20 protein-coding genes and 2 tRNA genes are annotated in these 23,313 nt (G+C 57.9%); 8 read left to right on the forward strand and 14 right to left on the reverse strand.

What is annotated here, in order from left to right; genetic code table 11:
- The first annotated feature begins 33 nt into the window (after positions 1–33).
- Positions 34–687, forward strand: a complete 654-nt coding sequence (locus AC3WP4_RS10290) for an HAD family hydrolase (protein WP_074878847.1) — start codon at positions 34–36, stop codon at positions 685–687.
- A gap of 118 nt (positions 688–805) precedes the next feature.
- On the opposite strand, the gene AC3WP4_RS10295 is transcribed toward AC3WP4_RS10290, so the two are convergent.
- Positions 806–1,768, reverse strand: a complete 963-nt coding sequence (locus AC3WP4_RS10295) for a zinc-binding dehydrogenase (protein WP_074878849.1) — start codon at positions 1,766–1,768, stop codon at positions 806–808.
- Positions 1,769–1,950: 182 nt separating this feature from the next.
- Between AC3WP4_RS10295 and AC3WP4_RS10300 the strand changes: the two genes are divergently transcribed.
- Together AC3WP4_RS10300 and AC3WP4_RS10305 are read left to right on the forward strand one after the other, a co-directional pair.
- Complete coding sequence (locus tag AC3WP4_RS10300; protein WP_162493960.1) at positions 1,951–4,032, forward strand: carboxy terminal-processing peptidase; 2,082 nt, start codon at positions 1,951–1,953, stop codon at positions 4,030–4,032.
- Between the two features lie 149 nt (positions 4,033–4,181).
- Complete coding sequence (locus tag AC3WP4_RS10305) at positions 4,182–5,972, forward strand: bifunctional diguanylate cyclase/phosphodiesterase (RefSeq protein WP_102614801.1); 1,791 nt, start codon at positions 4,182–4,184, stop codon at positions 5,970–5,972.
- A 13-nt stretch (positions 5,973–5,985) separates the two neighbouring features.
- On the opposite strand, the gene AC3WP4_RS10310 is transcribed toward AC3WP4_RS10305, so the two are convergent.
- The 5 genes from AC3WP4_RS10310 to bamJ form a co-directional block, all read right to left on the reverse strand.
- Positions 5,986–6,405 (reverse strand): SEL1-like repeat protein, encoded by a 420-nt coding sequence (locus AC3WP4_RS10310; protein WP_102614802.1) that lies wholly within the window; start codon positions 6,403–6,405, stop codon positions 5,986–5,988.
- On the reverse strand, positions 6,406–6,777 hold the full coding sequence (locus AC3WP4_RS10315) for a hypothetical protein (protein ID WP_003223109.1): 372 nt from the start codon (positions 6,775–6,777) through the stop codon (positions 6,406–6,408).
- On the reverse strand, positions 6,774–7,115 hold the full coding sequence (locus AC3WP4_RS10320) for a helix-turn-helix domain-containing protein (RefSeq protein ID WP_074880824.1): 342 nt from the start codon (positions 7,113–7,115) through the stop codon (positions 6,774–6,776). The genes AC3WP4_RS10315 and AC3WP4_RS10320 overlap by 4 nt, the downstream gene beginning before the upstream one ends.
- A 109-nt stretch (positions 7,116–7,224) precedes the next feature.
- On the reverse strand, positions 7,225–7,680 hold the full coding sequence (locus AC3WP4_RS10325; RefSeq protein ID WP_074878857.1) for a YkvA family protein: 456 nt from the start codon (positions 7,678–7,680) through the stop codon (positions 7,225–7,227).
- 292 nt (positions 7,681–7,972) lie between these two features.
- The gene (gene bamJ, locus AC3WP4_RS10330) at positions 7,973–8,689 is read right to left on the reverse strand and encodes a BamJ family beta-barrel-assembly machinery protein (protein ID WP_074878858.1); all 717 of its coding nucleotides are present in this window, start codon (positions 8,687–8,689) and stop codon (positions 7,973–7,975) included.
- A gap of 268 nt (positions 8,690–8,957) precedes the next feature.
- Here bamJ and AC3WP4_RS10335 point away from each other — a divergent pair, with 268 nt between their 5' ends.
- Together AC3WP4_RS10335 and AC3WP4_RS10340 are read left to right on the forward strand one after the other, a co-directional pair.
- Entirely contained in the window at positions 8,958–10,766 is a 1,809-nt protein-coding gene (locus tag AC3WP4_RS10335; RefSeq protein WP_102614856.1) for a di-heme-cytochrome C peroxidase, read from the forward strand.
- Entirely contained in the window at positions 10,763–11,893 is a 1,131-nt protein-coding gene (locus AC3WP4_RS10340; protein WP_102614803.1) for a catalase family protein, read from the forward strand. Before AC3WP4_RS10335 ends, AC3WP4_RS10340 begins: the two co-directional genes overlap by 4 nt.
- Here the strand turns inward: AC3WP4_RS10340 and AC3WP4_RS10345 are convergent, their stop codons facing one another.
- The 3 genes from AC3WP4_RS10345 to AC3WP4_RS10355 form a co-directional block, all read right to left on the reverse strand.
- The gene (locus AC3WP4_RS10345) at positions 11,894–13,261 is read right to left on the reverse strand and encodes a hypothetical protein (protein ID WP_146011595.1); all 1,368 of its coding nucleotides are present in this window, start codon (positions 13,259–13,261) and stop codon (positions 11,894–11,896) included.
- 217 nt (positions 13,262–13,478) lie between these two features.
- Positions 13,479–13,555: transfer RNA gene (locus AC3WP4_RS10350), tRNA-Asp, on the reverse strand.
- 19 nt (positions 13,556–13,574) lie between these two features.
- Positions 13,575–13,650: transfer RNA gene (locus AC3WP4_RS10355), tRNA-Val, on the reverse strand.
- A 160-nt stretch (positions 13,651–13,810) separates the two neighbouring features.
- Here AC3WP4_RS10355 and rdgC point away from each other — a divergent pair.
- The 3 genes from rdgC to sugE all read left to right on the forward strand — a co-directional run bounded on the left by rdgC (position 13,811) and on the right by sugE (position 16,274).
- Positions 13,811–14,731: a recombination-associated protein RdgC gene (gene rdgC / locus AC3WP4_RS10360; RefSeq protein WP_074878865.1), complete on the forward strand. Its 921-nt coding sequence runs from the start codon at positions 13,811–13,813 to the stop codon at positions 14,729–14,731.
- A gap of 143 nt (positions 14,732–14,874) precedes the next feature.
- On the forward strand, positions 14,875–15,840 hold the full coding sequence (locus AC3WP4_RS10365; RefSeq protein ID WP_102614805.1) for a bile acid:sodium symporter family protein: 966 nt from the start codon (positions 14,875–14,877) through the stop codon (positions 15,838–15,840).
- A 119-nt stretch (positions 15,841–15,959) separates the two neighbouring features.
- Positions 15,960–16,274, forward strand: a complete 315-nt coding sequence (gene sugE, locus AC3WP4_RS10370; protein WP_008151200.1) for a quaternary ammonium compound efflux SMR transporter SugE — start codon at positions 15,960–15,962, stop codon at positions 16,272–16,274.
- 81 nt (positions 16,275–16,355) lie between these two features.
- Here sugE and AC3WP4_RS10375 read toward each other — a convergent pair whose 3' ends face one another.
- The 5 genes from AC3WP4_RS10375 to trhO all read right to left on the reverse strand — a co-directional run bounded on the left by AC3WP4_RS10375 (position 16,356) and on the right by trhO (position 23,192).
- On the reverse strand, positions 16,356–17,117 hold the full coding sequence (locus tag AC3WP4_RS10375) for an iron-containing redox enzyme family protein (RefSeq protein WP_219732291.1): 762 nt from the start codon (positions 17,115–17,117) through the stop codon (positions 16,356–16,358).
- Between the two features lie 78 nt (positions 17,118–17,195).
- A complete protein-coding gene (locus AC3WP4_RS10380) occupies positions 17,196–19,655 on the reverse strand; it encodes an EAL domain-containing protein (RefSeq protein ID WP_074878874.1) in 2,460 nt (819 codons plus the stop codon).
- A 143-nt stretch (positions 19,656–19,798) separates the two neighbouring features.
- Positions 19,799–21,616, reverse strand: coding sequence for an ABC transporter ATP-binding protein (locus tag AC3WP4_RS10385; RefSeq protein WP_102614807.1), 1,818 nt, complete (start codon positions 21,614–21,616; stop codon positions 19,799–19,801).
- Entirely contained in the window at positions 21,609–22,211 is a 603-nt protein-coding gene (locus AC3WP4_RS10390; RefSeq protein WP_173860450.1) for a DsbA family protein, read from the reverse strand. The genes AC3WP4_RS10385 and AC3WP4_RS10390 overlap by 8 nt, the downstream gene beginning before the upstream one ends.
- A gap of 39 nt (positions 22,212–22,250) precedes the next feature.
- Positions 22,251–23,192 (reverse strand): oxygen-dependent tRNA uridine(34) hydroxylase TrhO, encoded by a 942-nt coding sequence (trhO, locus tag AC3WP4_RS10395; protein ID WP_102614808.1) that lies wholly within the window; start codon positions 23,190–23,192, stop codon positions 22,251–22,253.
- Positions 23,193–23,313 lie beyond the last annotated feature (121 nt).

Here is a 23,313-nt window from a genome sequence, read left to right on the forward strand (position 1 = left end):
GACTTTGCTGATGTTGAAGAGAGAACCGCACTGATGGCCCTGGCAATTTTTGATTTGGACGAAACCCTGATCCACGGCGACTGCGCCACCCTCTGGAGCGAACAAATGGGTCGCCTGGGCTGGGTCGATCCCGAGTCGTTCATGCGTCAGAACAATGAACTGATGGACGCCTACAGCCACGGCAAACTACGGATGGAGGAGTACATGACCTTCAGCCTGGAGCCGATGATCGGGCGCACCCCCGAAGAGGTCGACCATTTGGTAGGGCCTTGGGTGGAAGACTTCATCGAGCCGATCATTTTCAGTGACGCCACCAAAGCCATTGCCGCCCATCGCAAGGCCGGCGACCGGATTTTGGTGATTTCGGCGTCGGGCACGCACCTGGTCAGGCCGATTGCCGATCGTTTGGGCATTGACGAGATTCTCGGCATTGAACTGGAAGTGGCACATGGGGTGTATAGCGGCAACACCGTTGGCACGCTGACCTACCGCGAAGGCAAAATCACGCGATTGCTGGAGTGGCTGGATGCGCAAGAGGAAAACCTCGAGGGCGCGAGCTTCTACTCCGACTCACGCAATGATTTGCCGTTGCTGCTGAAGGTGGATTTCCCACACGTGGTAAATCCCGATCCGGTGCTGCTTGAGCACGCAGAAAAAGCCGGCTGGCCAATTCATACCTGGAAGTAACCTCCTCGCCTGATCGTTCCCACGCTCTGCGTGGGAATGCCTCAATGGACGCTCTGCGTCCGCCTGGGACGCGGAGCGTCCCGGGCTGCATTCCCACGCAGAGCGTGGGAACGATCAATCAAACCAGGCTTTCGTCGATCACCAACACCAACTTTCCCGACACCTTGTTAGTCGCCAACTCCGCAAACGCCGCTTCGGCGTCCTTGATCGGGAAGGTCTTGGCCAATTGCGGGCTCAAACGCCCTTCGGCAAACAGCGGCCAGACATGTTGGCCGAGATCGCTGAACAGATCCGCCTTGAACTGTTCGTCACGACTGCGCAAGGTCGAACCCAGCAGTTGCACGCGCTTGGCCAGTACCTGTGCCAGATCCAGCTGCGCCTCACGACCGCCCATCAGGCCGATCAGCACCCAACGACCATCGAGCGCCACCAGTTTCAGATTCAACGCGGCGTAGCTGCCGCCCACCGGGTCGAGAATCACATCGAACGGCCCCAGGTCGCTCAAGCTATCCAGATCGCCGTTGCGCACGACCCCACCTTGAGCGCCCAACGCTTCGCAGTAAGCCAAACGCTCGGCGGAACCGACGCTGACCCAGCACGGGTTACCAAACGCCTTGCACAGCTGAATGGCAGCTGAACCGATTCCACTTGCGCCGGCGTGCAGGAGAACTTTCTCACCCGGCTTGAGCGCAGCCAGTTGAAACAAATTCAGCCAAACGGTCGCATACACTTCGGGCAGCGCTGCCGCCTCAGCCAGGGACAAACCTTCGGGAACCGGCAACACATGCCGTCCGTCGACAACTACCTCCTCGGCCATCCCGCCCCCGGCCAGCAAGGCGCAAACCCGATCCCCGACCTGCCAGGACGAGCCCGGCCCCACCTCGCTGATCACCCCCGAACACTCAAGACCCAGTACCTGACTGGCTCCCGGCGGTGGCGGATAAAGGCCCGCTTTCTGTAACAAATCGGCGCGATTGAGACCCGCTGCCGCCACTCGAATCCGAACTTGTCCTACATCGCATGTAGGACTGGGCTCTTCAAGCCACTCCACTCGACCTTCAACGCCTTGCAATGCTTTCACAGTGCCTCCATAGTGAGTCTGGACTGAGCCCGTAGCTGTAGCGCCGGGCTTTCTTGCATTATGCGACCGGCCCTGGGGTCTGTACGAAAGCTAACAGGCAGTTTCCATACAGAGACTAGTGGTACCGGCGACTTCAAAGACGGCCTAATATGCGTGATCAATTGTCCCCGCGTCGAATCAGCATGAAGCATTTTTTCCCCAGCACCGCCCTAGCCCTGTTCATTGGTATCGGTCTGCTGCCGATGTCGACCCATTCGTTTGCAGCCAACAGCTGGGACAAGCTTCAGCCTGATCGTGACGAAGTGATCGCCAGCCTGAACGTCGTCGAGTTGCTAAAGCGCCATCACTACAGCAAGCCGCCGCTCGATGACGCGCGCTCCGTGATCATCTATGACAGCTATATCAAACTGCTGGATCCGTCGCGCAGCTACTTCATGGCCAGCGATATTGCCGAATTCGACAGGTGGAAAACCCAGTTTGACGATTTCCTCAAAAGCGGCGACCTGAACGCCGGGTTCACCATCTACAAGCGCTACCTGGACCGCGTCAAGGCGCGTCTGGACTTCGCCCTTGCCGAGTTGAACAAAGGCGTCGACAAGATCGACTTCAACGCCAAGGAAACCTTGCAGGTCGATCGCAAGGACGCCCCATGGCTCAAGAACACCGCAGAACTCGACGACCTGTGGCGCAAACGCGTCAAGGACGAAGTCTTGCGGCAGAAGATCGCGGGCAAGGATTCCAAGCAGATTCAGGAAACCCTGACCAAGCGCTACAAGAATCAATTGGCGCGCCTGGACCAGACCCGTGCGGAAGATATCTTCCAGGCGTACATCAATACCTTCGCCATGTCCTACGACCCGCATACCAACTATCTGTCACCGGATAACGCGGAAAACTTCGACATCAACATGAGCCTGTCCCTCGAGGGCATTGGCGCCGTGTTGCAGAGTGACAACGACCAGGTGAAAGTCGTGCGTCTGGTGCCTGCCGGCCCGGCCGACAAGACCAAACAGGTCGCACCGGCCGACAAGATCATCGGCGTTGCCCAGGGCAACAAGGAAATGGTCGACGTGGTCGGCTGGCGCCTGGACGAAGTGGTCAAGTTGATCCGTGGGCCAAAAGGCACCGTGGTGCGCCTGGAAGTGATCCCCGCCAGCAATGCGCCGAACGACCAGACCAGCAAGATCGTCCCGATTACCCGCGAAGCGGTGAAGCTTGAAGACCAGGCCGTGAAGAAGTCGGTTCTCAATCTGAAACAGGACGGCAAGGACTACAAGCTCGGCGTCATTGAGATCCCGGCCTTCTACCTGGACTTCAAAGCATTCCGTGCTGGCGATCCGGATTACAAGAGCACCACTCGCGACGTCAAGAAACTGCTGACCGAGTTGCAGAAAGACAAGGTCGACGGCGTGGTCATCGATCTGCGCAACAACGGCGGCGGTTCCTTGCAGGAAGCCACCGAGCTTACCAGTCTGTTCATCGACAAAGGCCCGACCGTTCTCGTGCGTAATGCCGATGGCCGGGTCGATGTGCTGGAAGATGAAAACCCGGGAGCCTTCTACAAAGGGCCGATGGCGTTGCTGGTCAACCGCTTGTCTGCGTCGGCTTCGGAAATTTTTGCCGGCGCCATGCAGGACTACCACCGCGCCTTGATCATCGGCGGCCAGACCTTCGGTAAAGGCACCGTGCAAACCATTCAGCCGCTGAACCATGGCGAACTGAAACTGACGCTGGCCAAGTTCTACCGGGTTTCCGGCCAGAGCACCCAGCATCAGGGCGTACTGCCGGACATCGATTACCCGTCGATCATCGACACCAAGGAAATCGGTGAAAGCGCACTGCCTGAAGCCATGCCGTGGGACACCATCCGCGCGGCCATCAAGCCTGCGGTCGACCCGTTCAAGCCGTACATTTCGCAGCTCAAGTCCGAGCATGACGTACGCTCGGCCAAGGACGCGGAGTTCGTATTCATCCGCGACAAGCTGGCCCTGGCGCAAAAACTGATGACGGAAAAAACCGTCAGTCTCAATGAAGCTGATCGTCGTGCACAACACGCCGATATCGAAGCCAAGCAACTTGCCATGGAAAATATCCGTCGCAAGGCCAAGGGTGAAGAGCCGCTCAAAGAGCTGAAGAAAGAAGACGAAGACGCAATTGCGGCCGAGACAGACAAGACCAAACCAGAAGACGATGCCTACCTGAGCGAGACCGGGCGGATTCTGTTGGACTATTTGAAACTCAATACCGCAGTAGCCAAGCACTAAATGGTTACACGCAAGATGATGGCAATTTAATGCTGACGCTCCCCGGAGCGTCATCAAACAGTCATCATTCTGTCGTGAAATAAAGGACTGGGAGCCCCTCTTCATCGAAGAGAGTGCTCCCGGTCCTTTTTTTATCGCCAGAGAAAGCCATGACCACCACAGAACAGCTGAGTGCCTTGAGTTTCATACTGACTCAAAGCGGTTTGCACAGCTTGTTCCAGCCGATCATTTCCCTCTCCGAGCGACGTATTGTCGGTTACGAAGCCCTCAGTCGCGGCCCCTCCAACAGTCCGCTGCACTCTCCCCTCGCACTGTTCGCCGTTGCCCGTCAGGCAGGCCGGCTGAGCGAGCTGGAAATCGCTTGCCGTCAAAGCGCCTGCCGACGTTTCAATGAGCAGCAACTACCCGGCAAACTGTTCCTCAACGTTTCCCCTGAATCCCTGCTCGAAGCCGCCCACCAACCCGGGCGCACCCTGCAACTGCTGCAGGATTTCGGCATACCGCCGAGTCAGGTGGTAATCGAACTGACCGAACAGACCCCGACCGACGATTTCGAGCTGTTGCAAACCGCTCTGCATCACTATCGAGCGATGGGTTTTTCCATAGCTCTGGATGATCTGGGCGCAGGCTATTCGAGTTTGAGACTGTGGTCTGAATTGCGTCCGGACTACGTGAAGATTGATCGACATTTCATCGACGGCATTCACCAGGATGCCCTCAAGCGCGAATTTGTCGGCTCAATCCTGCAAATTGCCAAGGCCTCGCGGGCGCAAGTGATCGCCGAAGGTATCGAGCTGCCAGAAGAGCTCGCGGTGCTGACCGAGATGGGCGTTGATCTGGTCCAGGGTTATCTGCTCTGCCGGCCTCAGGAACATCCGCCTCGTGATGCCCGAGCCCTGATGCCCAAACGGGAAAGCACAGCGATAGCGTTGAATGATGAAGTCAGTGACCTTAGCGCTTTGCTTAACGACCAACCGGCAGTGGGTCGCGATACCCCGACCGCCACCGTCCTGGAAGCCTTTCGTCGCCAGGCCAACCTGAACTCCCTGGCGGTGCTCGACGAGCAAGGCCAGCCCTGTGGCATCGTCCACCGGCATTCGCTCTCCGATGCACTGCTCAAGCCTTTTGCCACCGACCTGTTCGCCCGCAAACCGATCAGCCGCTTAATGAGTGATGACTTCCTCGCCGTTGAGATGAGTCAGTCGTTGCAACAAGTGAGTCGCCTGATCACCAGCCGCGCGCGACAGCGCATCGAAGAAGACTTCATCATCACCTTCAACGGTGGTTACCTGGGACTGGGCCGGGTGATCGACGTACTCAAGCTGATTACCGAACTGAAGATCCAGCAAGCCCGTTACGCCAACCCGCTGACCCTGCTGCCGGGCAACGTGCCGATCCAGCAATGCCTGTCGCGACTGCTGCAACAGCAACGGGAGTCGGTGATTTGCTACGTCGACATCGACAGTTTCAAACCCTTCAACGACATCTATGGCTACGGCCGTGGGGATGAAGTCCTGCTGTGCCTGGCGCAATGCCTGAATGATCGCGTCGACCCTTCCCGCGACTTTGTCGGCCATATCGGCGGCGATGACTTCCTGCTGGTACTCGGCCCGGAAGACTGGCGCAAACGCTTGAACCAGTTACTGGACGACTTCCAGAGCCAATGCCGACGCTTTTATCGCAGTGAACACCTGGAAGCCGGCTGCTTCATCGCGCCAAACCGTCAGGGTGTGCGCCAGGAGTTTGCGTTGTTGTCACTGTCGATTGGCGTGGTGCATTTACATCCACAGGCCTGTGGACAACTCGATGCAAGCCAGTTGGCGGAGATGGCATCGCAGGCCAAGCATCACGCGAAGAATATGCCGGGGTATAGCGTGCATGTGATCGATAGTCTGGGGGTGCCAGCAGCCGAAGAAGAATTGCTCGTCGGGCAGCGGTGATTGATCTGCCAACTCAGATCGAGGGCGGTGCCTCGGAACCGCGAGCCGCCAACTCTTTCAGTTTAAGTTCGGCCAACGGATGCCCTGCTTTGGCGGCGATCTCCCAAAACCGCGCAGCTTCAACCGCATCCGGTGCCTTGCTCGGCGTTCCCGCCAGGCTGATCACACCCACCTGATACGCTGCTTTGCCATCCCCCGCCAACGCCGCCAGGCGCAGCAATCGAACACCTTCCTCACGAGCCCCAAGGCCCACGCCGCGAAAGGTCAGGATGTGGCCATAGAAGCTCTGGGCGCCAACATCACCCAGGTTCGCCATGCGTGCGAACTGGCCTTCGAGCCAGCTCCAGCCACGCGGCTGACGCACAAACCATGACCAGTGAAACAAGCGGCGAGCCAGCCAGTAGCTGGCCAGCGCCTTGAGTTTTAAAAACACTCAGGCCTCCGCCGATTCCGGGTACTCGTATTCGAACACCCGCACCACTTCCGAGGCATGCCAGGACGCTGCGGCCACCCCGTCGGACGGCCCGGAGAAACGCCCCAGACGCTCGACACATTCAAAGAATCCGGTGCGCGGCAGGCGGCTGGCGCCCTGGCTGATCACCAGCGAACTGCGCAATGGCTGCTCGGCCTTGGCGTCCAGCGCGGCCAAGTGCTCAAGGGCGGCGGTCAAGGTTTGCATGGCCGGTGTGGGTAATTGCAAACGTTCAAGTAACGCCCGGTATGTCAGAAGATGACGCTGGCGCCGTGCCTGATCCAGTTCGCCTAGCAACCCGTCCCAATGTTGACGACTGATGCGTACGCTCACGATTCATCCCTCCACCCTGGCACCGTCAATTCCCAGGCCAGGCTGCGGCGAATCGCAGCGTCGGGTAGACGCTCGCCACTTTCGATCAAGGCCAGATAAGACGGGCTGATGCCTACCGTGCGGGCCAACGCCTCGATGGCGATGCCCTTCCCTTCGCGCAAACTGCGTAATTGATCCAGCCCCGGAAGAATCTGGTCTGGTGTTGCCGCCGGACGCTCTGGGGCGACCCGAGGCGGTTGTTCATTGATGCCTGCTGCTTTCAGTAGAGCCTGATACTGAGCCCATGGAAGAACCGCATACTCGGGCTCTCCTTCGCGTGTAATTATCTGAATATCCATGACTACCCCGTAGGACAACAACACTTAGCGAGTCGGCACTTTTCCCTAGAAGTGTAATCCTAACAGCGGCCAAGGTCGCGGGGGTATCAATGGATGAGACTGAATCAGTTCAGTTTTTTTTCGGACCCTGAAGTTGAAGTTGCTCCGGCGTATCGGGCAGGCGTTCGACCACCGCAAGCTTTTCCGGTAACTGACGCTTGCGCCAGGCGCGGAAGGCGTTGAGTTCATCGTCGAGAACCTTCATCAGCCAAGCCAGCACGGCAATGTCATCGAGCATGCCGAACACTGGAATGAAGTCCGGCAAGGCATCCAGCGGACTGAGGAAATACATCAGGCCTGCCACCACCGATATCAGCGCTTTCGGGCTGATGGACCGATACTCGCCGCGCCAGTAAGCCAGGCAGAGTGCCTGCAACAGGCGTAGATCATCCTTGATCTTGCCCAGCCGATTACCTTGGCTGGCACCTTTGCTGGCTACGGCGAAGAGCAAGGTCGGCAAACGTCCGCGCGCGAGCAGGCGTCCAGCCAAAGGCAGGAAACGAGCGAAATTCCAGGGCGTTTTCATCATTTCTCCCGCTGAAATGTTATCCACACAAATTGTGGATAACCTTGTGAACAGAGCTGCATTTCATGGCTGAAAGCCCCGATTTATAAGGGCCTGACTCAGATCGGGCGTTTTTTACTCACATAAAAAAACCCAAGATTTCATTGACTTGGCGCTTTGGCGCGGCTAGCGCGGGCGCCCTCAATGGCTAAGACTCCAGCCTATAGCATCCGTTCGCTTTGTTTACCTTCGCCGAACGCCAGATGCAACAACGCCCCGCATAAGCGAGGCGTTGTTTTTAAAGCAGACGCTGTTACTTGGCAGGAGCGTCTTGTTTTGCCGGATCCTTGATTGCCAGCAGTTCCAGGTCGAATACCAGCACCGAATTGGCTGGAATCGCCGGGCTTGGGCTTTGGGCGCCGTAAGCCAGTTCGCTAGGGATGTACAGTTTGTACTTCTCGCCAACGTGCATCAGTTGCAGGCCTTCGACCCAACCCGGAATCACACCGCTGACCGGCAGATCGATCGGGCTGCCACGCTCGACGGAACTGTCGAAAACGGTGCCATTGGTCAGGGTGCCGGTGTAGTGAACGGTCACTACGTCAGTCGGCTTAGGCTGTGCGCCATCGGCTTTCTTGACCACTTCATACTGCAGGCCCGAAGCGGTGGTGGTTACACCGGCTTTCTTGGCGTTGTCTTCGAGGAATTTCTTGCCGGCAGCTGCCGACTCTTCGCTCATTTTGGCCATACGCTCTTCAGCACGCTTTTGCAGCGCAGCGAAGGCTTCGACCAGTTCGTCATCCTTCAGCTTCTGTTCTTTCTTGCCGACGGCATCTTCAATGCCCTGGGCTACGGCTTTGGAGTCCAGATCATCCATGCCTTCCTGAGCCAGGCTCTTGCCCATGTTCAGGCCAATCCCGTAGGAAGCTTTTTGCGCCGGGGTTTTCAGCTCTACGCTGGTCTGCGAATCACAACCCGCAAGTACCAGGCCAACCAGGGCCACCGCCGCCGCCAACCGATGCTGTTTCATGCTATTTCCTTGTTCATGCGCCTAAAGGGCAATCGAGTAAAGCCGCGAGCTTATCAGGCCGCCACGACCAATGGCTACCGGCATGAGAGCAGGAAACTTCTGATAAGTTCAGGTGTTTTAACGCATTTGGGGAATGGGCGGATGAAGGTTCTGTCATCTTGCGCTCGCAAGAACCGATAGCAGAACCCCCGCATCTGGCGTAATGGCCTCTTGCCGCACTTCAGTTGCTGAGGCATAAGGGAGCTTCAAATCAACAAGGATGTTCATCTTGCGCCCCTTCTTTCGCTTGCTGGTTCTGTTCGCAGTCCTGCTGGGGCTGGGCCTCGCTGTGGTTCTGTACTACGTCGCCAACCCGAAACTGCCGGCCTGGTCCCCCGCGCAGCAAGTGCATTATCTGGAGCAATGGAGCGCCAGCGATCGCGAGACTTATTACTTCACGCCCCAGGGCACTCAGGTCAAAGGCTTGCGCTATGACTGGTTCAAGGCCCTCGAATTACCGTTCTCGCAACAGCGATTCGCCGCCCCCGAATACCTCGCCCGCTTTGGCTTCCTGATCGACCCCAGCCAGAAACCCACATTGAACAACCCTGGCAATCTGCCCGTGGGTTTTGCCCGGCATCAGAACCCTGGAAGCCAGGACGAGTTTCTGGACATTACCTGCGCTGCCTGCCACACCGGGGAACTGCGCTTTAACGGCCAGGCCGTGCGCATCGATGGCGGTTCGGCACAGCACGTTCTGCCCTCCAGCGTTCCTACATTGCGCGGCGGTAGTTTCGGACAAGCGCTGGTAGCGAGCCTGACGTCGACTTATTACAACCCATGGAAATTCGAGCGTTTCGCTCGCAACGTATTGGGCCAGGACTACGATGCCCGGCATCAACAACTGCGCAAAGACTTCAAAGTCTCTCTCGACACCTTCTTGAAAGTGGCCTGGAACGACACCCATCGCGGGCTCTATCCCACCGAAGAAGGCCCCGGTCGCACCGACGCTTTCGGGCGCATTGCCAACGCCAGTTTCGGCGATGCGATTTCCCCCGCCAACTACCGTGTGGCCAACGCTCCGGTCGACTATCCGCAACTGTGGGACATGTGGACCTTCGACTGGGTGCAGTGGAACGGTTCGGCGCAGCAACCGATGGCCCGTAACATCGGCGAGGCCCTGGGAGTGGGCGCCACGCTGAGTTTCTTCGACGCTGACGGCCAGCCGCTTAAAGGAGACGACCGTTATCCGTCCAGTGTCCGCTTGCGCGATCTGCACCTGATCGAACAAACCCTGCAACGGCTCAAACCACCGGCCTGGCCGGAAGCACTGCTGGGCGCCATCGACAAAACCCAGGCCGCAAAGGGTCGTGAGTTATTCACCGAGAACTGCGCCGGCTGCCATGTACCTCGAACGGTCCAAAGTGACGGGCGCTGGGTGCAACATTTGAAAATGCTGCCCGTGGAGTTCATCGGCACCGACCCGGGCGCGGCCAACAACATTGCCGACCATCGCTTCGACCTCAGCGCCTTGCAATGGGACCCGGCAGAGTTGGCGCAACTGGATGTGCAATTGCAGCCGACGCCCACTGAATCGCTGGATTTGAGCAAGCTCTCATCGGCTAAGGGGTTGGCCTACGTCACCGCTTTCGTCGGAAACCGGGCCTACCGTGACGCAAACATTCCTGCGGCCGAACGACCGGACATGGATGGTTTCGGCCTGCCGATTGGCGTGCGCGAATTGCGCGCCTACAAGGCGCGACCATTGGCGGGAGTCTGGGCAACCGCACCGTTTCTGCATAACGGTTCGGTGCCGAGCCTTTATCAGTTGCTCTCACCCCAGGATGAACGCGCAACCACCTTCTACAAAGGCACCTTCGAGTACGACCCCCGGCACCTCGGCTATCGCACCGAGGCCTTCACCAATGGCTTCATGTTCGACACACGCATCACCGGCAATCACAACAGTGGCCACGAATTCCGCGCAGGCAAGCGTGGTAACGGCGTCATCGGTCGCCTGCTGCAACCGGAAGAGCGCTGGGCGCTGCTGGAGTATCTGAAAGTGTTGGGCGGCCCATTAGAGGCACAATTGCCATGAGCAGACTCTGGATGCGTTTTGGCACCTTTCTCGGCAAAACCCTGCTGTGGTTGCTGGGCTTGGGATTGCTCGCCTGGGCACTTGCCGCCGCGTGGTTCGCCTGGCAGCACCGCGGCCCTGTCTCGGCTGAAGAACTGATTCCCGATGGTGAATCAGCGATGACCCGAGACATCATCCAGACGGCCGTACGCATCGTCGATCAGCACCGTGAAAACACCCGCTACCTGCGCGACGCCCATGCCAAGGCCCATGGCTGCGTGAAGGCCGAGGTTCAGGTGCTGCCGGATCTGGCGGGCGAACTGCGTCAGGGGGTATTCAACGAACCCGGTAAAACCTGGCAAGCGACGATACGGCTGTCCAACGGCAATGCGTATCCGCAATTCGACAGCATCCGCGATGCCCGGGGCATGGCAATCAAATTGCTCGATGTGCCTGGCAAACAGTTGCTGAGCGATCGCCAAGGGCACAGTGAACAGGACTTCGTGATGTTCAACCATCCGAACTTCTTTGTCAGCGATGTCGCTGAGTATCGTCAGAATGTGGCGGCTCAGGCTGATGGCAAAAAGGCGATGGCGTTCTTCCCGGGTTGGGACCCGCGCACGTGGCAAGTCCGCCATCTGTTTATCGCGTTGGCGACGCTCTCCCCTGCCCCGGCAAGCCCGACGCAGACCACTTACTTTTCGGTTTCGCCGTACAAGTTCGGTGAAGCCAACGCTAAATTCCGCGTGGCCCCGGATCCTGATAGCTGCCCGGTCTACACGCTGCCCACGCAAAATCAGAACCTGCCGAACTTCCTGCGTACTGCGCTGAACCAGCAGCTGACGACCGACCGGGTGCCAGCCTGTTTCGTACTGCAGATACAGCGCCAGGATCCGACCAAATACATGCCGATCGAAGACACCAGTATTGAGTGGCAGCAACGCGATGCTCCGTTCGAGACCGTGGCGCGGATCAAAGTACCCGCCCAGGACTTCGATACACCTGCGCTGAACATGCAATGCGATAACCAGTCGTTCAACCCGTGGTTTGGCCTTGAGGCTCATCGCCCCATTGGCGGCATCAACCGGTTACGCAAAGCCGTGTATGAAGCAGTCAGCGACTACCGCCACAGCCGTAATAGTGAGTAATCATTGCGGCGCCTCCGGGTCGACGGAGACGACGGTCGTGGAGACAGTAACCTTACCGGCTTGCGGCCAGACTTTACTCGTATAAAGGACACCCAAGGCCCCGGCAGCCGCCACCAAATCAACGTACGCCCTCGGACGCAGCGCTCCCGTCGTTATGCTCTGCTCAATGTCTTGTTGTCCATTGGTATACAGGTCCAGCTTCGCCATCAGTTCTATTAGTTTCTCGGACTCAGGCTTGGCAAAACGCAGTACCGCCCCATCGGGCGTGCACAAAAACAAGCGATGATGAGGTGCCATGACAACCCGGTTCAGGCCGACCCGCAGGTCCGCGGGAGAGAAGAAGTTTTTATAAAGCTCGACGTCTGTGGGGGGCAGTCGATTTGTCGGGAGAGGGTTCACCGAGTGGTAGAAACCGTGAACCCGAAATGTTTCCGGGAGGATTGGATTACCGTGGCGATCCTTTGGGAAGAGAGCTTCCCGATTGAACGAGGCGTAATCACATGCAATAGGGAGGGTGACGACAAAAACTTCCTGCGTTTTATGCTTGAGTACGATGCCCACCTGCTGCTGCGTGGACGATAACGTTTGCATTTTCGTATGAAGATACCGGGCAACTTCCCTGGCATCCTTAAGGATTGGCCCACAAACCGGCATCCGCCTGATCGGCGGATTTTGCTGCAGCATGTCTTTCCGCCAACTGGCTTTCAGCTCGCCCCTTTTCCTCCAAAGACTGCCTGGTACCACTGTGACCACCTCCCCGGCGGCTACAGCCAACAAAACCAGAATGCTGCCTGGCACTTCACCTCGTTCATACAAGCTCTCGAAGGATTGAAGCCTGCCATCGGGCTTTCTTCCAAGCTGGCGTGACAACTCCTGCTCGAACTCTGTGTCTTTTGAGGTGTAAGAAAGCAGACCGCCACTTCCAGATACGTAACATCTGGAAAATTTTCGACGCCGGGTCATTACTTCGAAAAGATCGGAAACTGAAAAGAACAGCTTTCGCTGGATCCACTCTACGTTGCTTTCCTCCAGACCTCTGACCATGTCGACATGGGAAAGCAAGCGCGCCTGGAGGGTGTATCCGGCCGGAACCTCCAGCGCACCATTTGCACTTACGGATACGACTAACGGAAATTTGGGTTCTTTTTGTGTATCAGCACTTTCTTCGCCGTGCATCACCTCGGTGGCGCAAAGAAAGTGACCTTCCTCGTTTTTGAGCATGAGTCCTGAGAACTCGACGCCTTGTTGACCTTTCAACGACTCGTGCAAAAAAGCAGCGGCGTCATCGCAGGTTACGAAAACCGGATTCGGAAGGAACGAGTCGGGAGTGGAGGACGAAACAACAACTTCAGGAGGGGTGGACTTCATGATTACAGCCTCTCGGTAGGCAATGAACTTGCTCCATGACAGGTATTGGTCATGGAGAACGCTGTCCATTGTCCGAAAGCTGCGTGCCTTGCAGGCACTACATAGTTATATCCACGACACGCTGTGAAGGACTTCACCAAACCCCAGAAAGCAAAAAGCCCGCATTAAGCGGGCTTTCTGTGGTGACCTGGCGTTCAGCGTTCCAGGTGACCGAATATGGCGCAGCGGACGGGACTCGAACCCGCGACCCCCGGCGTGACAGGCCGGTATTCTAACCGACTGAACTACCGCTGCGCGTAGCGTTGAAAGTAAGTGGTGGGTGATGACGGGATCGAACCGCCGACATTCTGCTTGTAAGGCAGACGCTCTCCCAGCTGAGCTAATCACCCTTCACTTTCGGTGTGGCGCGCATTCTACGGAGCGACCACATCTCTGGCAAGAACTTTTTTAATTAATTTTTTCAGGCCTTCCAAAGGCTTAGAGAAGGGTTGGCCTATGGCGCTGTGAAGAGAATAATGCCCCCCTTTGTATAAAGGAGAGACTCGCCCCATGTGGTTCAAAAACCTGCTTATCTATCGCCTGACCCAAGATCTGCCTTTTGATGCCGAGGCGTTGGAAACTGCACTGGCCACCAAACTGGCGCGTCCATGTGCAAGCCAGGAGTTGACCACCTACGGTTTCGTCGCGCCCTTCGGCAAGGGCGAAGATGCTCCGCTGGTGCACATCAGCGGCGACTTCCTGCTGATCGCTGCCCGTAAAGAAGAACGCATTCTGCCGGGCAGCGTCGTGCGCGACGCGGTAAAGGAAAAGGTCGAAGAGATCGAAGCCGAACAAATGCGCAAGGTCTACAAAAAAGAACGCGATCAGATCAAGGATGAAATCATCCAGGCCTTCCTGCCGCGGGCTTTTATTCGTCGTTCGTCGACTTTCGCTGCCATCGCGCCGAAGCAGGGCCTGATCCTGGTCAACTCGGCCAGCCCGAAACGTGCCGAAGACCTGTTGTCCACCCTGCGTGAAGTCATCGGCACACTGCCGGTACGTCCGCTGACCGTGAAGATGTCTCCTACCGCGACCATGACTGAATGGGTCACCACCCAGAAAGCCGCGAACGATTTCTTCGTGCTGGACGAGTGCGAGCTGCGTGATACCCATGAAGATGGCGGCATCGTGCGTTGCAAGCGCCAGGACCTGACCAGCGAAGAAATCCAACTGCATCTGAGCACCGGCAAAGTGGTCACTCAGCTGTCGCTGGCCTGGCAGGACAAGCTGTCTTTCGTTCTTGACGACAAGATGGTGGTCAAGCGCCTGAAGTTCGAAGACCTGCTGCAAGACCAGGCGGAACAGGACGGTGGCGAAGAAGCCCTCGGCCAACTGGACGCCAGCTTCACCCTGATGATGCTGACCTTCGGCGACTTCCTGCCATCGATGGTTGAAGCGCTGGGTGGTGAAGAGACTCCGCAGGGAATCTAAAAGGTAAAAGGTCATCCCTGTGGGAGCGAGCCTGCTCGCGATGGCGTCATCACGATCAACATGTATGTTGACTGTGAAACCGCTATCGCGAGCAGGCTCGCTCCCACATTTTTATGGGTTACTCAAAGAACAAGGATCAAGCCATGCGCGCACTGGCTGCATTGAGTCGTTTTGTCGGCAACACCTTCGCTTACTGGGTATTGATTTTCGCCGTCGTGGCGTTCCTGCAACCGTCCTGGTTCATCGGCCTGAAGGGCGCAATCGTGCCGCTGTTGGGCCTGGTGATGTTCGGCATGGGCCTGACCCTCAAGCTCGAAGACTTCGCCGAAGTCGCTCGCCATCCATGGCGCGTGGCCTTGGGCGTGGTTGCGCATTTTGTGATCATGCCCGGTGTGGCGTGGTTGCTTTGCCAGGCTTTCCACTTGCCGCCGGAGATCGCTGTCGGCGTCATCCTGGTTGGCTGCTGCCCTAGCGGCACTTCGTCGAACGTGATGACCTGGCTGGCCCGCGGCGATCTGGCGCTGTCGGTGGCCATTGCCGCTGTCACCACCCTCCTCGCCCCGCTTTTGACCCCGGCTCTGATCTGGCTGCTGGCCTCAGCCTGGTTGCCGGTGTCGTTCATGGAGCTGTTCTGGTCGATCCTGCAAGTGGTGCTGCTGCCGATCGTGCTTGGCGTGGTTGCCCAGCGCCTGCTGGGTGATTGGGTTCGCCACGCGGTAGACGTGTTGCCACTGGTGTCGGTGGTGAGCATCGTAATCATCGTCACAGCCGTGGTGGCCGCCAGCCAGACGAAGATTGCCGAATCTGGCCTGCTGATCATGGCCGTGGTGATGCTGCACAACAGCTTTGGCTATCTGCTGGGTTACTTCACCGCAAGGTTGTTCAAATTGCCACTGGCCCAGCGTAAATCCCTGGCACTGGAAGTCGGCATGCAGAACTCCGGGTTGGGTGCAGCGCTGGCCAGTGCACACTTTTCACCGCTGGCGGCGGTGCCGAGTGCGTTGTTCAGCGTCTGGCACAACATCTCCGGGGCGCTGCTCTCGACATATTTCCGCCGGATGAGCGAGAAAGAAGATCGGGAAACAGCGGCGCAGCAGGCTATCGACTGATCCGAAAACTTGATCCCCGGGTTAATGATGGGCACTCTATTGCAAAACGCGAGGACGACCTCGCGGCTCGATCGAGTCATTAATCTGGGGACGACCCCGTCAATCGATGGAGGTCTCTCATGTCCTGGATCATTCTGTTTTTCGCCGGCCTGTTCGAAGTTGGCTGGGCCGTCGGCCTGAAATACACCGATGGCTTCAGCCGCCCTCTCCCCACCGCATTGACCGTTGCCGCCATGGCGATCAGCCTTGGCTTGCTGGGCCTTGCCATGAAGGAATTGCCGCTGGGCACGGCCTATGCGATCTGGACGGGTGTCGGTGCGGTCGGGACGGTCATTGCCGGGATCATCCTGTTCGGTGAATCCATGGCGTTGTTCAGGCTCGCCAGTGTCGCGTTGATCATTTCCGGGCTGGTTGGGCTGAAGATCAGCGCCTGACTGTTGTTGACTGCCAATACAAAAAAGCCCGCCTCCCTAGACAAGGGGGAGCGGGCTTTTTCAAGGGTGTGAATCGGCCGATCAGCTCTCGGCCAGTTCCATGCGCTCACGCGCGACAGGTGCCTTTTGCGCATGCTCAAGCTGCATGCAGCGCTCCAGGAACAGGAACATGTAGTCGTAGCTCTTGCACACGGCCTGACGCAATTCCACTTGCAGGGATTTACTAGGGTTCATACCTGCCAAGGTGCAGATGATTTCCAGGGCTTCCCACGGATGGGCATCGTCGTACTGGGCATGCATCTTCAACCACTTCATGGCCCGCTTGCGATCTTCCTCCGGGAAAGAGGCCGCGTAGATACCATTGGAACAGACCAGCGCCGACCATTCCCCGGTCGCGCCTTCAATGGCGTAGTTGGTGGCGGCAATGGCAACAATCAGTGAATCCGCTGAACTGGTGTGCCAGCACCAATGGCTCAAGGCGTGAAGTTCAGGGGCAACTTTTTGCGCTTGCAGATCTTCCAGGCTGACACCGTGAGCACGGCTCCAGTGCACCCAGTAATCGGCATGGTTCAATTCAACGCGTATGTTACGCATCAACCAGCGACGTGCCATGTCTTCACCTGGATGGCGGGCAAAGCGTGTCTTGGTCAGGTTTTGTGCCATATATAACGCGAACTGTTCGACTACCGGCCAGCCACCAATCAGGTAATGGCGCATGGTCTTTGCACTGAGTTTGTTATCACGCAGTCGCTGATACAGTTCGTGTTCGACAACCCGGCGTTTGCTCTCGCTGCAATCCTGAATCAGGCGTTGAGCCCAGACGGGATAACTTGCAGCGTCCATGAGTGGTCCGGTTCGGTTGAATGTGTCGATCACTGTCGAGCTCCTTTTGATTGTGATTATAAGGATCAGCAAGAGATTTCAACGGAACGTGCCAGGCGCCTTGAACAACAAAGGCTGTGGCCTGGCGGGACGACTTTGTAAACTGTCGCAGGTAAACAAATGCGGGCGTTCAATAACATACCCTTGAGCGTAATCCACCCCGATCTCCAACAGTGCCTGCTCGATCTGGGGTGTTTCAACAAACTCGGCAATCGTACGCTTACCCATAACATGACCGATGTGATTGATCACTTCGACCATGGCGCGGTTAATCGGGTCGTCCAACATATCCTTTACGAAACTCCCGTCGATCTTCAAGAAGTCTACAGGTAAATGTTTCAAGTATGCGAATGAGGACATTCCGGCGCAAAAGTCATCCAGTGAAAAGTGGCAACCTAAGCCTTTGAGTTCATTAATAAATCTGATTGCACTTCCAAGATTTGAAATAGCACTGGTTTCAGTGATTTCAAAACAAATCATTTCAGGCGGTATGGAGTAAGTAACAAACTGTTCACGCAGGAAGTGCAGAAACGCCTCATCTCCGATAGTTGTGCCTGACAGATTAATCGCACACATGGCCAATGGGCCTTTGTGCTGTTCGGCTATGCATTGGGCAATAATTTTGAATACGTTCTGTACCACCCAGCGATCAAGGGATGTCATCAGACCATATCGCTCAGCAGCCGGAATAAAACTGTCGGGCAATATCATGCGTCCGGCTTCGTCATGCAGGCGCAACAGAATTTCGATATGTCCACCGCCCTTCTCGACATGACCAAGTGGCGCGATTTCCTGGGCATACAAACAGAAACGGTCTTCTTCCAGTGCGATGTGCAAGCGCTGTACCCAAGCCATCTCGCCGAAGCGCAGGGACAGTTCCGAATCATCGGCGTGATAGACCTGAACCCGATTGCGCCCCTTTTCCTTGGCCATGTAGCAGGCCATGTCGGCAGCGCGCAGCGAGGCCTCGAGGGTGGTCGGATTCTGAGCAACGTGAACCAGCCCGATGCTCACCGTGGTTACAAAGGGTCGGCCTTTCCAGACGAAGTGCAGGTTCTGCACAGTCTGACGCAGGCCCTCGGCGATTTTCTCGGCGGCTTCCGGGGCGCAGTTCTCCAGCAGGATGCCAAACTCATCGCCACCCAGGCGGGCCAGGGTATCGCCTTCGCGCAAACCGGACTGCAACAGAGCGCAGATATGCCGCAGCAATTCATCACCCGCTGCATGGCCACAGGTATCGTTGACCAGTTTGAACTGATCCAGATCGAGGAACATCAGCGCATGGCGCCCCGGCTGACGTGTCAGGTTGTGCAGCGCCTGCTCCAGGCGATACTCAAACTCACGGCGGTTGGCGAGCCCGGTCAAGGCGTCATGGGTCGCCTGCCAGGACAGATTGGCAATGTATTGCCGTTCCTGGGTCATGTCGTGCAGCACCAACACCGTGCCGCTGACCTTGCCAGCGTTGCGGATCGGCGCACCGACCAAGGTCACCGAAACGGTGCTGCCATCCAGGCGCTGGATCAGTTTTGAGTGTTCGCTGCCACCGCTCAGCTGTCCGCTCAAAATGTGCTCGATCAACGTGAAACCATCGGCCTGAGCGTTCTCGTCCAACAGATTGAACAGCGCCGCCAGCGGCAAACCCGTCGCCTGTTCGGCTTTCCAGTGCGTCAACGCCTCGGCGGCCGGGTTCATGTAGGCAATCGCTCCGTCGACATTCGTGGTGATCACGCCATCGCCGATCGATTGCAAAGTGATTTGTGCCCGGTCTTTCTCCAACTGCAAAGCGTCGGCGAAGGCATGGCGCTGCTTGAGCAATTTGTGCGTGCGCATCAAGGCCAGGAGGATCAATCCCAGAGCCGTGGCGAGGTTGGTCACCAGCAACACCCGCAGGATCCTCCGCGAGCCTTCACCCAAGGCATCGCTGAAGGCCTTCGCCGCCGGTGTCACACTTTCGTTGATGAGGAATATCTGTTCCTTCCAGCGCTTGATATCGGCAGCGCTGGCCTGGCGGGTGGTGACGCGCTGATGCATTTCCCGCGCAATGGCATCGAGTTGCACCAGATACGCATCCCCCACCCTCCAGAGGTCAATGGCTTTCTCGTGGTAACTGAAGTGCCGGAAATTCAGGTACAGCCAGATCACACTATCGATGTCATCCGGGTGGTTGCCGCCTTTGAGGATCGCCGCGCGCGCGGCTTCGATATTCGGCGGCTGATGATCCAGCGCCACACGCAACTCGTGGCCCCCTTGGGGCACGGCAATGGCGTTCTGGTATTTGAGGAAAATCGCCTCGTCGCGACTGTCGGCGTAGAGATTGAGGTAATAAATGGCGTCTTTCTGGCCTTTGGACCACAGGCTTTCACCGGCAACGTAGCCGCGAACCGCCGACAGAACGTACAGGCTCACGCCGCCCAACAGGGCCTGAAATAACACAACGGCGATAAATGGCCAGACAATGCCCAACAACCGTGGCGTTCCGAGAGTCCGCGTTTGTTTCATGAGATCCCTTGCATTAGCACTGCTTGATCGTCTTCCGGACGAAATCGCTACAGCTAGACTAGGGTGCGTTCCCGGTTCCGGCAAGCGGAGGATCCGTCTCGGCACCCTCTGAACATCGCCCTATATAGGTACTCGGCACTGACCTAATGCTGCTGCAAATGCCCATAAAGCTTGGCGTACAAACCACCCTCGGCAATCAGTTGCTGATGGTCGCCATCCTCGGCAATTTGTCCGCCATCGAATACCAGCACCCGGTCGGCCTGTTTCACCGCCGATAATCGGTGCGCAATGATCAGCGTGGTGCGGTTGCTCAGGAACCGCGCCAGCGCCTGGTGAAGGTTGTATTCGGTGGCGGCATCCAGTGCCGAAGTGGCCTCGTCGAGGATCACTACCTTGGGTTCGGCCAACACCATCCGCGCAATGGCCAGGCGTTGGCGCTGGCCGCCGGACAAACGCACGCCGGAACGCCCGACGATACTGTCCAGGCCATTGGGCAACTCTCGAATCGTGGCGTGCAATTGCGCGATTTCCAGCGCTTGCCAACAGGCTTCGTCACTGCGCTCACGGCCCATGGTCAGGTTGGCGCGCACGGTATCGTTGAACAGCGCCGGGTGTTGCAAGACCACGGCGACGTTCTCCCGCACGGTTTCCAGGCCGATCTCTTGCTGGGTGGAACCGCCGAAGCGGATCGTCCCGGAGAGCGGCGTGTACAGGCCCAGCAGCAACTGCACCAGCGTGCTTTTGCCACCACCGCTGGCGCCGACGATCGCGACTTTTTCGCCGGGGGCGATCGACAGGTCCATCTGGTTCAACACCAACTCGTCGCCGTAACCGAAACTCAATCCCTGGACTTCAATGCCCACGGTTTCGCGACCGTGGAACGGGTCCACTCCGCCCGGGTATTCAGGTTCATCGGCCCGGGCCAGCAGCTCGTTGATCCGCGACAGCGCGCCGCCGGCGGCATAGTAGGCGTATTGCAGATTCAGCAGCTGTTCCACCGGACCGATCATGAACCACAGATAGCTGAACACCGCGAGCATCTGGCCGATGGACAGGTCGGAAAACAGCACGGTGAGCATCGCCGCCGCACGGAAAATATCGATGCCGAACTGGAACAGCAAGCCGCTGGCACGGTTCGAAGCATCGGTTTTCCACTGCGAGTTCACCGCGTAATCGCGCACTTCCCGGGCGCGCTGCCCCAGGCGCCCGAGGAAAAAACCCTGACGGTTGCCGGCACGCACTTCCTGAATGGCATCGAGGGTTTCGGTGAGTGCCTGGGTAAAGCGCGAGGTACTGTCGTTCTCGAGTTTCTTCAGGTGCTTGACCCGTTTGCCCAGCAGTACCGTGGCGTAGATCACCAGTGGGTTGAACAGCATGATCAGCAGCGCCAGCTTCCAGTGCATCCAGATCAGAATGCTCGCGGTGCCGACCAAGGTCAGCATGGCGACCAGGAAACGGCTGAGGGTTTCGCCGACGAATTTGTCCACAGTATCGAGGTCGGTGACCAGGTGCGTGGTCACCGTGCCGCTGCCCAGGCTTTCGTATTCGCCCAGGGAAATGCGCTTGAGCCGATCGATCAGCCGTGTGCGAATGCGGTACACGATGTCCTTGGCCAGTGCCGCAAACAACTTCGCCTGAACCACGTTGAACAACAAGGCGCCACAACGCAGCAACAAGGTCACCAGCAGCATCAGGCCGATATAGCCCGACGCTTTCTGCCAGCCGTCGGGCAGCGCGTGGTTCATGATCTTCAGCGCAGAGTCGCCATGGCCCAGCAGCACTTCGTCCACCAGCAACGGCAAGAGCAAGGGAATCGGCACGCTGCACAAGGTGGCCAACACGGCCACGCCGTTGGCGATCCACAGGGATTTTTTGTGATGCAGCGCCAGGCGACGGATTTCCGCCCAGCTCAGACGGTCGACACGTGTAGCGGTTGCGGCTTCGTCAGGCTGGTCATGCACAGGCAGCGCGCTCCAGCCAGCGGCCGAGCAACGGTGACAATACGCTGAGCGGCTGATAGCCATTGGTCAACAGCGCCAATTGACCATTACGCTCAGCCAGCAAGGTAGGGAAACCGGCAATGCCCAGGTCCTGGACCCAGGTGAAATCGGCCGCTGTCGCGGCGTGCTGATCGGCACGGTCGAACGCGGCGGCGAACTCGATGCGCGGCAGACCGGCCTGCTCCGCCAGCTCCACCAGGACACTGGCATGCGTGACGTCGCGACCTTCGGCGTAAAACGCGTGCTGAATCAGCCCCAGCAGTTTCCACGCGCAATCCGGCGCCAGGCTGCGCGCGGTCACCAGTGCCCGACAGGCAGGTTCGGTGTCGTAGACGAACCCGGCGGGCAACGCACCTTCCAGTTTGAACGGTTGCCCCGTGGCTTCGGTGACCGCTTGCCAATGCTCAAGGATGTAGCGCCGGGTGGTCGGCTCCAGCGCGGAACCACTGCCGGTACGCAAACCGCCCACCACCAGGTGCACGTCCACCCCCGCTGCTTGCGCCTGCTCGACCAGCGCGTTGGCCACCGGCGCGAAGCCCCAGCACCAGGAGCACATCGGGTCCATCACATAGAGCAGGCGTTGCGCAGACATGGTTCAAGCCTCGGAAGGAGTTTGCTTGTAGTTGTAGCCGATCGGGTGCGGCAGGTTGCGCGCCTTGGCCAGTTCGATCTGCTTTTGCCGGTCGATGGCACTGCGACGGGTCTTCTCGCTCAGCTTATCCCAGCAATGCGGGCAACTGATGCCGGCCACGTAGTGCTCGGACGCGCGGTCGGAGGCGCTGACAGGCGTACGGCAGGCATGGCATTGATCGTAGTCGCCTTCGCTGAGGTCATGACGCACGGTCACACGGTTGTCGAACACGAAGCAGTCGCCCTGCCATTTGGTTTCTTCCTGCGGCACCTCTTCGAGGTATTTCAGAATGCCGCCTTTGAGGTGATAGACCTCGTCGAAACCCTGGCTGAGCATGTAGCTCGAAGCCTTTTCGCAACGAATGCCGCCGGTGCAGAACATCGCGACTTTCTTGTGCACGGCCGGGTCGAAATGGGCTTTGATGTAGTCGGGGAATTCGCGAAAACTGGTGGTCTTCGGGTCGATGGCGCCTTCAAAGGTGCCGATCGAGACTTCGTAGTCGTTGCGGGTGTCGATCAACAGCACTTCAGGATCGCTGATCAGCGCGTTCCAGTTCTGCGGATCCACATAGGTGCCAACCTTTTTGTTCGGGTCTACGCCTTCGACGCCGAGGGTGACGATTTCTTTCTTGAGTTTGACTTTGGTGCGATAGAACGGCTGGTCGTCGCAGTACGACTCTTTGTGGTCAATGTCGTCCATGCGCTGGTCGTTCTTGAGCCAGGCCATCAGCCCGTCAATGCCTTCGCGGCTGCCGGACACGGTGCCGTTGATGCCTTCTTCGGCGATCAGCAGGGTGCCTTTGATGCCGTTGTCGACCATCGCTTGCAGCAGTGGCTCGCGCAGGGCGACGTAATCTTCCAGGGTGACGAACTTATACAGTGCCGCCACGACAATCTGTTGTGTCATGGGTGATTCTCCAGGTGGCTACCCTCGTAAGGGGTGAACCGGATGCGAAAAAAAACGCGCCGGGTGAGCGGCGCGTTGCGGATTCTAGCAAAAACGGTGTGGTTTAGGACTGCGATCTGCA

Source organism: Pseudomonas sp. FW305-20, from assembly GCF_058788075.1.

Bases quoted from the DNA above. Each gene is read 5' to 3' on its own strand.
- AC3WP4_RS10375 (WP_219732291.1), bottom strand. From the start codon at position 17,117: ATGGACGCTGCAAGTTATCCCGTCTGGGCTCAACGCCTGATTCAGGAT.
- sugE (WP_008151200.1), top strand. From the start codon at position 15,960: ATGTCCTGGATCATTCTGTTTTTCGCCGGCCTGTTCGAAGTTGGCTGG.
- trhO (WP_102614808.1), bottom strand. From the start codon at position 23,192: ATGACACAACAGATTGTCGTGGCGGCACTGTATAAGTTCGTCACCCTG.
- AC3WP4_RS10325 (WP_074878857.1), bottom strand. From the start codon at position 7,680: ATGAAAACGCCCTGGAATTTCGCTCGTTTCCTGCCTTTGGCTGGACGC.
- AC3WP4_RS10365 (WP_102614805.1), top strand. From the start codon at position 14,875: ATGCGCGCACTGGCTGCATTGAGTCGTTTTGTCGGCAACACCTTCGCT.
- AC3WP4_RS10290 (WP_074878847.1), top strand. From the start codon at position 34: ATGGCCCTGGCAATTTTTGATTTGGACGAAACCCTGATCCACGGCGAC.
- AC3WP4_RS10380 (WP_074878874.1), bottom strand. From the start codon at position 19,655: ATGAAACAAACGCGGACTCTCGGAACGCCACGGTTGTTGGGCATTGTC.
- AC3WP4_RS10320 (WP_074880824.1), bottom strand. From the start codon at position 7,115: ATGGATATTCAGATAATTACACGCGAAGGAGAGCCCGAGTATGCGGTT.
- AC3WP4_RS10300 (WP_162493960.1), top strand. From the start codon at position 1,951: ATGAAGCATTTTTTCCCCAGCACCGCCCTAGCCCTGTTCATTGGTATC.
- AC3WP4_RS10345 (WP_146011595.1), bottom strand. From the start codon at position 13,261: ATGAAGTCCACCCCTCCTGAAGTTGTTGTTTCGTCCTCCACTCCCGAC.
- AC3WP4_RS10390 (WP_173860450.1), bottom strand. From the start codon at position 22,211: ATGTGCTCCTGGTGCTGGGGCTTCGCGCCGGTGGCCAACGCGCTGGTC.
- bamJ (WP_074878858.1), bottom strand. From the start codon at position 8,689: ATGAAACAGCATCGGTTGGCGGCGGCGGTGGCCCTGGTTGGCCTGGTA.
- rdgC (WP_074878865.1), top strand. From the start codon at position 13,811: ATGTGGTTCAAAAACCTGCTTATCTATCGCCTGACCCAAGATCTGCCT.
- AC3WP4_RS10305 (WP_102614801.1), top strand. From the start codon at position 4,182: ATGACCACCACAGAACAGCTGAGTGCCTTGAGTTTCATACTGACTCAA.
- AC3WP4_RS10340 (WP_102614803.1), top strand. From the start codon at position 10,763: ATGAGCAGACTCTGGATGCGTTTTGGCACCTTTCTCGGCAAAACCCTG.